This window comes from Deltaproteobacteria bacterium (genome assembly GCA_016709225.1).
Classification (GTDB): domain Bacteria; phylum Myxococcota_A; class Polyangia; order Nannocystales; family Nannocystaceae; genus Xiheibacterium; species Xiheibacterium phototrophicum.
The window spans coordinates 1-7,210 of the sequence record JADJEE010000010.1 but is presented as its reverse complement, the minus strand read 5'-3'; the positions used below and the strand labels follow the sequence as shown (position 1 = coordinate 7,210).

Annotated in this window: 8 protein-coding genes; 1 reads left to right on the top strand and 7 read right to left on the bottom strand. The window is 71.7% G+C overall.

What is annotated here, in order from left to right; genetic code table 11:
• Positions 1-531: 531 nt before the first annotated feature.
• The 4 genes from IPH07_24830 to IPH07_24815 all read right to left on the bottom strand — a co-directional run bounded on the left by IPH07_24830 (position 532) and on the right by IPH07_24815 (position 4,199).
• Entirely contained in the window at positions 532-741 is a 210-nt protein-coding gene (locus IPH07_24830) for a hypothetical protein (protein MBK6920650.1), read from the bottom strand.
• A 727-nt stretch (positions 742-1,468) separates the two neighbouring features.
• A complete protein-coding gene (locus tag IPH07_24825; GenBank protein MBK6920649.1) occupies positions 1,469-1,819 on the bottom strand; it encodes a hypothetical protein in 351 nt (116 codons plus the stop codon).
• A gap of 536 nt (positions 1,820-2,355) precedes the next feature.
• Entirely contained in the window at positions 2,356-2,805 is a 450-nt protein-coding gene (locus IPH07_24820; GenBank protein ID MBK6920648.1) for a hypothetical protein, read from the bottom strand.
• A gap of 62 nt (positions 2,806-2,867) precedes the next feature.
• Complete coding sequence (locus IPH07_24815) at positions 2,868-4,199, bottom strand: hypothetical protein (protein ID MBK6920647.1); 1,332 nt, start codon at positions 4,197-4,199, stop codon at positions 2,868-2,870.
• A gap of 31 nt (positions 4,200-4,230) precedes the next feature.
• Here IPH07_24815 and IPH07_24810 point away from each other — a divergent pair, with 31 nt between their 5' ends.
• Positions 4,231-4,809 carry a hypothetical protein gene (locus IPH07_24810; protein ID MBK6920646.1) on the top strand — a complete coding sequence of 193 codons (579 nt, stop codon included), beginning with the start codon at positions 4,231-4,233 and terminating at the stop codon, positions 4,807-4,809.
• A 61-nt stretch (positions 4,810-4,870) separates the two neighbouring features.
• Here IPH07_24810 and IPH07_24805 read toward each other — a convergent pair whose 3' ends face one another.
• From IPH07_24805 to IPH07_24795, 3 genes are all read right to left on the bottom strand, one after another.
• The gene (locus IPH07_24805; GenBank protein MBK6920645.1) at positions 4,871-5,191 is read right to left on the bottom strand and encodes a hypothetical protein; all 321 of its coding nucleotides are present in this window, start codon (positions 5,189-5,191) and stop codon (positions 4,871-4,873) included.
• Positions 5,192-5,240: 49 nt separating this feature from the next.
• Positions 5,241-5,717: a hypothetical protein gene (locus IPH07_24800; GenBank protein MBK6920644.1), complete on the bottom strand. Its 477-nt coding sequence runs from the start codon at positions 5,715-5,717 to the stop codon at positions 5,241-5,243.
• A gap of 1,165 nt (positions 5,718-6,882) precedes the next feature.
• Positions 6,883-7,092 (bottom strand): hypothetical protein, encoded by a 210-nt coding sequence (locus IPH07_24795; GenBank protein MBK6920643.1) that lies wholly within the window; start codon positions 7,090-7,092, stop codon positions 6,883-6,885.
• Between the last annotated feature and the right edge of the window lie 118 nt (positions 7,093-7,210).

The window sequence follows — 7,210 nt, the reverse complement described above, 5'->3', positions numbered from 1 at the left end:
GCCATCCGCCTCGCCGGCCGACGCGTCACCCGTCGCCGCCCCCGTGGCCGCAGTGCCAGGGCCCTGCGTCCGCGTCCGCTTGCCCGCGCCGGTCGCCGATCCCGACGCTGGATCGCGCGGCGCAGCCCCCGAGGCCCGCGGTCCCGCTACGCTGCGATCGTCATCGTCGAAGTCGCTCATCGCGTGCCACCTTCAGGGCGCTCCGCCCGCCGACCCCAACGCCGGCGAGCGTGCGCTCGATCGTCTCGTTCTACGAAGGCGGCGGTCCGACCTTCCCCGGCCCTTGCCGGATTCCGGGTCATCTCGGCTCTCGACCAAGGCCACGTACGCGGGTCACCGGGTGTCATGGGCGAGGTATCGGGCCCACCCGTCGCCGGTTGCGTGCCCGCGACCGATTTCTCGCCACAGCCATCGAAGCCGTTGTTATTGCTGCTTTTTCTCCTGCCGGTCCCACAACGCCCCGTAACGACGGGGCCTTCCGGCCGACCTCGCCGGCCTTTTGCACCTATGTGGGCCCGGGCGCCCTCCGGATCACTGCGCAGGGACGAGGCAGATCGCTTCGGCCGTGCCGGTGTTCGCCATCGTTGTGTTGACCGCTGACCACCGACACCGGTAGCCCTGCTGTGCATTGCGCACGAACGCCGACTTCTGCACCTGGACCTCGGGATCGTCGGTCGTGACGTCGCACGCCCTGCCGAGGACAAACCGCACCAGCCGGGCAGAAAACCGTCTGTTGGCCACCGGTGCCGACCTGAATCGGGTTTGACGCCTGCACGACCATGATTCGACCGGCGATCGGCGGCTCGGCGGCCGGACAGTCGCAGACCGCGGCATCGGCATCACCCGGTGAGTCGTCGCTGCATGCAAGAATGAGGGTGAGGCTCAGAACGGCTCCGGATGCGGCTCCAATAAGCCAAGTCGACTTGTTGCTCATCGTCTTCTCCGATTGGCTAGGACGGAGGACAGTCATGACCCTCATGACCCACTGCAGCGGGCCGCCGGGACGTCGACCGGGTCCTGGCGTGTCCTGGCCATCACCCGGTCACCGATTCACGCCAGCCCGCCGTCTTACTGCGCCGGGACGAGGCAGATCGCTTCGGCTGTGCCGGTGTTGGCGACCGTCGCGTCTCGCGCGGACCACTCGCAGACATACGCGTGGTTGGCCGAGCGGTCCACGCGGCTGCTGGCACTTGAATAGCGCGGTCAGGGGTCATGACCTCGCAGGCACCGCCAAGAACGATGGCACCCGCCGGACAGGACGCACCTTGACCGCCCCCGGTACCGGGCTGGATCGGGTTCGATGCACGGACAGCAACGATGCGCCCGTTCAGCGGTGGCTCCGCAGCCGGGCAATCGCAGGCGGCCGCGTCGGCATCACCAGGTGAGTCGTCGCTGCACGACACGACGAGAACCACGCCCGCCAAGAGTCCACAGGCTGCGATCGCAAGCTTCGAAATGTTGGTGCTAGTCATGGTTCTCTTATTCCTGCGGGGTGGGAAGCGCTTCGGGATCGCTCGTCGTCAAGGGCAGGAGCGGGCGAATATGCTTCTGGCGTTTGCGGAGTCGAGGTTCTCCGGTGGGAGCGGAACACTGGTGGAAGTGGAGCCGTAAAGACTGTCGCGGTACGTAGGCCCACGTTGGTCACCGAGATCGACTTCAGGTAGTTCATCTTCCAGTACTCGCGGCGGGTGTCGCAGAAGACGCCGGTTGCGCCGCGCTGATCGAAGTGGGTGCAGCCGGTGCGGCTCTCCATGACGTTGCCCGTCAGGTACTGACCGGCGACCTGGTGCTCGCCTGCCACACCGGCGGCCGGGGCCATGGCGGAGTTCGGCCGGAGGACCGGCATGATCCAGTAGCGCACTGGCGGGACGTCTCCGGAGCCGCGCGGGGGCAAGGCGACGCTGACGCGGCGCACACCGCTCGACGGGGTCGTGGAGCAACCGGCGCATTGGGTCAACTCGGTGAGTGTGCCGGCACAGGATCCTGCCGCCAGATCCGCACGTCGAAGAAGCTGGCAGCAAGGTCGACGGGGCCACGCGACTGCAAACCGTTGTTCGAAGGACCGGAGGGCCCGATCTGCTCACAGCCCGGGCGGCTGTAGTCGATCCCGCAGATGATAACGCCGACGTCGGGATCGAAGGCACACGACCCGGCGAGGGTGCAGTTGTGTTCACGGTGGTCTGGCGGTAGACCCACTTGCCCGCGTAGTAGGAGTTCGACCACTTGGCTGCGGCCGTCCCGGTCGACGGCAGGGCGTCGACGTCGACCGAAAGGTACACGGTCTCGTTCGTGGGGTTCCAGACCGAGAACTCGTAGAGGCCGGCGCCAGCCGGGCCGGCGACGCCGGTTGGAGCATCATCGACACCGGATCGATCGGCGAGGTGGCGTCGGCGAGGTTGAGGAGGCCGAGGCCCCACTTTGCCGGAGCCGGTGGGGCCGTTGGTGGCGGCGACGGCGGCGGGCTCGCCCATCTCGATGGGCGCGGCGTAGAGTCTGGTTCCAGCACCGCGACGAGACGGGGCCGGTGCGGCCGAGGGCGTCGACGGCCCGGGCCTCGAAGCGCACGAGGCCGGTGGTGGTGCCCAGCGCGGGGATCGAGGGCGCGGTGACGCTGGCGCGGTAGAGCGGCACGAGCTGGGCGGTGGGCGAGGCCAGGGTGGTCCAGTCGAGGAGCGGCGTGCCGGTGACGCCGTTGACGACGCGGTACTGCACGGTGGTGAGGCCGACCCCGTCGTCGGTGGGCGCGACGGCGATGCGCAGCGGGTTCGAGCCGCCGGGGCCGTCGCCGTTGGACTCCGGCGACACGGGCCGCACCTCGTCGAGGAGGTAGGCGTATTACTTCTTCGACGACCGGCGCGGTCGCGCAGCTATCGGCGGCGCCGAGGGTGACGGCCGGGCCGACGTGGTTGTGGTTGGGATCGCGGGTCGGACCGCTGTAGGCCACGCTGGTTCCTGTCGAGAACGTCACGGTGTCGGCGCTCGTCGCGCACCGTGGTCGTGGTGAAGTCGACGACCGGCGGCGTGACATCGGACCGCACGGTCCGGATCTGCTTGATGAAGTTGCCGGCCAGATCGGTGGCGCGCACGGCGACCGCGTGGCCCGCGCTGGGCGCCGGAACCCCGGCGATCGTCCAGCTCGCGCCCGCCAGGGTCGCGGTCGCCGAGCCCCCTGGCCAGCTCGCGCTCACGCCGGCCAGGTTCGAGTCGGTCGCGGTGCCGGTGAGGGTGACGGTGGCGGCGCTGGTCCAGTAGGTGCCGCCGACGAGCGTGAGGCTGGCGGTCGACCAGGTCAGGATCGGGTTGGTCTGGTCGACGGTGAGGTTGACGGTGCGCGGGGTGGCGGCGTTGCCCGCGCGATCGGCGATCGTGAAGGTCGCGGCGAGGGGGCCGTCGGCGGCGGTGGCGTAGGTGAGCGCGAGGGTGCGGCTGCCGTCGGCGGGGGCGCCCGGGGTGCCGGCGGGCGGCGGCGGGGCGCCGGTGACGGCGAGGGCGCTGCCGAGGGAGCCCTGGGCCATCAGGTTGTCGGTGGCAGTGGCGGTGATCGTGATCGGCGGGCGGACGACGGCGCCGGTCGGCGCGACGACGGTGGTGATGACCGGCGGCGTGTTGTCGATGAAGAACGCGCGCGTCGCGGTGGCGGTCGCGCCGGTGCGATCGGTGGCGGTGACGACCAGCGTGTGGGCGCCGGCGTTCGCGACCTGGGAGCCGGGCGAGACCGGAGCGCCGTCGAGGGTAGCCGTGACGCCCTGCGGGTTGGCCTCAGTGACGGTCCAGCCGAGCCGAGACCACGCCGGCGTAGAAGCCGCCGTCGGTGGCCGGGCCGGTGATCGTGACGCTCGGGGCGGTGTTGTGATCGTGACCGTGCGCGTCGCCGTCGCGGCGTTGCCGCTGTCGTCGACGGCGCGGACCTCCATCGCGAAGGGCCCGTCGGGCAGCGCGGTCGACACCACGTCGTCGTGGACCTCGTGGCCGTCGGTGTCGTCGTCGATCAGCGCGGGGTGACGAAGGTCACGGTGGGGCGTCCCGTCGAGGTTGTCGACCGCGCTGGCGAACACCTCGAAGGTGCCGCGCAGGTAGGCGGCCTCGGCCGGCGTCGCGAAGGTGATGACCGGCGGCTCGCGATCGAAGGGCCGCCCCGGCGTCGCGAAGAGCGCGCCGCCGGCGCACGCGCCAGGCGCCGAGGTCGCGGCCAGCGCCACGGTGTCGAGGAGCGGCAGGACGTCGGCGGCGGTGGTGAAGGTGGTCTGGTTGCGCGCCGTCGCCGAGGTAGTCGACGATGGCCTGGGCCAGGTGCAGGCGCGCGGCCTCGGCGGTGAGCGGCGTAACACCGCCGTAGGTGAGCATCGTCGTCCCGGCGCGCCCGTCCCAGCAGCCGTCGCCGAGATCCCGCGCCCAGGCTCGGGTCACCGCGTAGCCGTTGACCGCCGAGCCGAAGGCGCCGGCGTCGCCACCGCCGGCCGCCGACGCGCGCCACGCGGCGCGCGAGATGCCCAGGAGGACGAGGCCGTAGCGATCGTTGGCGGCGAGGGTGTCGACCTGCGCCGGCGGCGACGGCGTGACGTCGCGGACGTTACTGACGCCGAAGTGGGCCTCGATCGCGCCGTGGGCGGTGGCCCAGCGCGCGGCCAGGTCGGCGCCGCCGGTGCTCGTGCTGGTCAGGTACTCGAGGTACGCGACCGCGAAACGGTGAAGCGGCGTGAGCTGCACCGCCGACAGCGAGGCGCCGTCGGTGTAGGCCGGATCACGGTGCGCAGGCGGTCGGCGACGTCGAGGGTCACGCTGGTCGCCGGTTGCGAGTCCTCGGCGTAGCTGCCGCCGGTGGCCTCGAGGAGGATCGGCCTGCAGGTGCCGTCGGCGACCAGCAGGTTGGTCAGGTTGCCCATGGCGTCGGTGGTCCCGGTGCCGACCGCCGCGCCGCGCCGTCGCCATAGCGGTACGCGGTCACCGTCGCGCCGGCGACGCGGCCCTTGGTCACGGTGCCCGAGATCGTGCCGCCGCTCACCTGATCGATCACCACGCCGCGGCTCGCCGACGCGGTGTTGTCGTCGAGATCGCGGGCGGTCGCGGTCAACATCAGCGGGCCCTCGGGGAGCCCGGCCACCGGCACCATCGCCACGAACCGCTCGGGGCTCGGGTCAGTGTCGGTCACCGTCGCGGTCGCGCCGACCACCTCGACGGTCACGCTCGCCACGCCGTTGGCGTCGGCGGCGGGGCGTTGGTGCGCAGACGCTCGAGCCAGGTCAGCAGATCGTCGCGCCCCAGGCCGGTGCCGTTGGCCGGCGTCCGCGCGAAGGCCGGGATCGCGCCGCCGAGATACCCGCGCAGCGAGTCGGCGCCGACCTCGCACACAGAAACAGCCCGTCGGCGCAGGTGCCGAGGCGCAGCGCGCCGCCTTCGCCGTCGAAGACCTCGCCCGGCGCCGCCACGTCCTGGCGCAGGAGCGCGAGGAGCTGAAGCTGGGTGAGCGACCCGGCGGCGACCCCTTGCTCGACGGCGGCCTGGGCCGCGAGCTGGGCCAGACCGTGGATCGCCAACGTCAACTTCGCGCCGTCGTCGAGGCCCGACGGCGCCGTCAGATCCTTCACGTCGGCGTCGAAGGGGTCGGTGTCCCAGTGGGCGTCGAACAGCGCGACCGCCGTGTGATACGCGGCGAGTCGATCAGGGTCCTTGCCGGTCGCGACCCGCGCGTCGGCCAGGGCCACCGCGAGATCCGACACCGGCTGACCGTGATCAGTGCGCTCCTCGAGCGGCACGACGTCGAGACACCGCCGCGTAGCGTCGTCCCGGCCGGCAGCCCGGCCCCGCCCTCGGCGACGACGTACCAGTTGCCGTCGTCGCCAGCCAGGATCGGGCAGACGAAGCTGCCATCGTCGGCCGTCGGAACACCTGTACAGTACGCGAAGTCATTGAAGAGACTGCGCACCGTCGCTTGCACCCACCACGCGGCTCGGTCGTGTAGACCACGCCGCGCAGCACCCGGTCGCCGCCGGTCCCGTCGTCGCCGCTACAGGTCAAGCTCGCGCAGGCCGCGAGCACCGCCACGGCGCCCAGGACCCTCGACCCACGCGATGACTCGCGCTGCGAACCGCGCGCTGACTCGCGCTGCGAACCACGCTCTGTCTCACCCTGCGAACCACGCTTACAGATCATCGTGCCTCTCCCCTGCCGCCTCGGGGCGCGTCGCCGAGGCCGTCGGGGAACGCCGCCCCTGCCCGGATTCGACGAAGCTACCCCAGCGCCCGGTCCGACCGCAAGGCCGACGGGCTTCCCGCGACCGGGATCACGCTCACGCAAGCGCGCTGCTTCGCGAGCCGGCACCTCCACGCGGTGCGGGCGATGGCGAGCCGGTGCCGCAGGGCCTCCGTCGGGTTTGTGGCGGGCCGGGTTCCATCGGGCGCGCCGCGGAGAAAGATGGTCCACCTGATGGCACGCACCCTGATCGCCGACGGCACCGTCGTCACCGCCAGCGACACCTTCCGCGCCGACGTGTGATCGACGGCGAGCGCGTGGTCGCGCTGACCGAGCCTAGCCAGCGCGCGGCCCTGGGCGTCGCCGATCGCACGATCGACGCCACCGGGCGCTACGTCGCCCGGCGGCGTCGACGTCCACACCCACCTCGAGCTGCCGTTCCCCGGCGGGTTCACGTCCGATGACTTCGCCACCGGCACGGTCGCGGCGGCCCACGGCGGACGACGACGGTCAGCCTACCGCGATCCAGGATCGCGCGCGGTCGCTGGCCGCCAGCCTGAAACACCTGGCACGCCAAGGCCGAGCCCAAGGTCGATCGACTGGGCCTGCACATGATCTTGACCCAGGCTGACGCCGCGACCCTCGACGGCATGGCGGCGATGGTCGGGCGAGGCGTGACCAGCTTCAAGATGTTCATGGCCTACCCCCGGCGTGTAGCCTGGCGACGACCAGCAGATCTTCCGCGCGCTCCTGCGCGCCGGCGAGCTGGGCGCGCTCGTCACGATGCACGCCGAGATCGGGCTGCCGATCGACGTGTTGATCGAGCGGGCGCGGGCCGCCGGCCCACACCGCGCCGATCCACCACGCGCTGACCCGACCCGAGGTCGCCGAGGCCACCGGCACCGAAAGGCACCCTGGCCCTGGCCGAGGCTGGCCGGCGTGCCGATCTACATCGTCCACCTCTCGGCCCAGCGCGCGCTGGCCCGGGTCGCCGAGGCGCGCGATCGCGGTCAGCCGGCCT

Bases quoted from the DNA above. Each gene is read 5' to 3' on its own strand.
- IPH07_24825 (MBK6920649.1), bottom strand. From the start codon at position 1,819: ATGGCCCCGGCCGCCGGTGTGGCAGGCGAGCACCAGGTCGCCGGTCAG.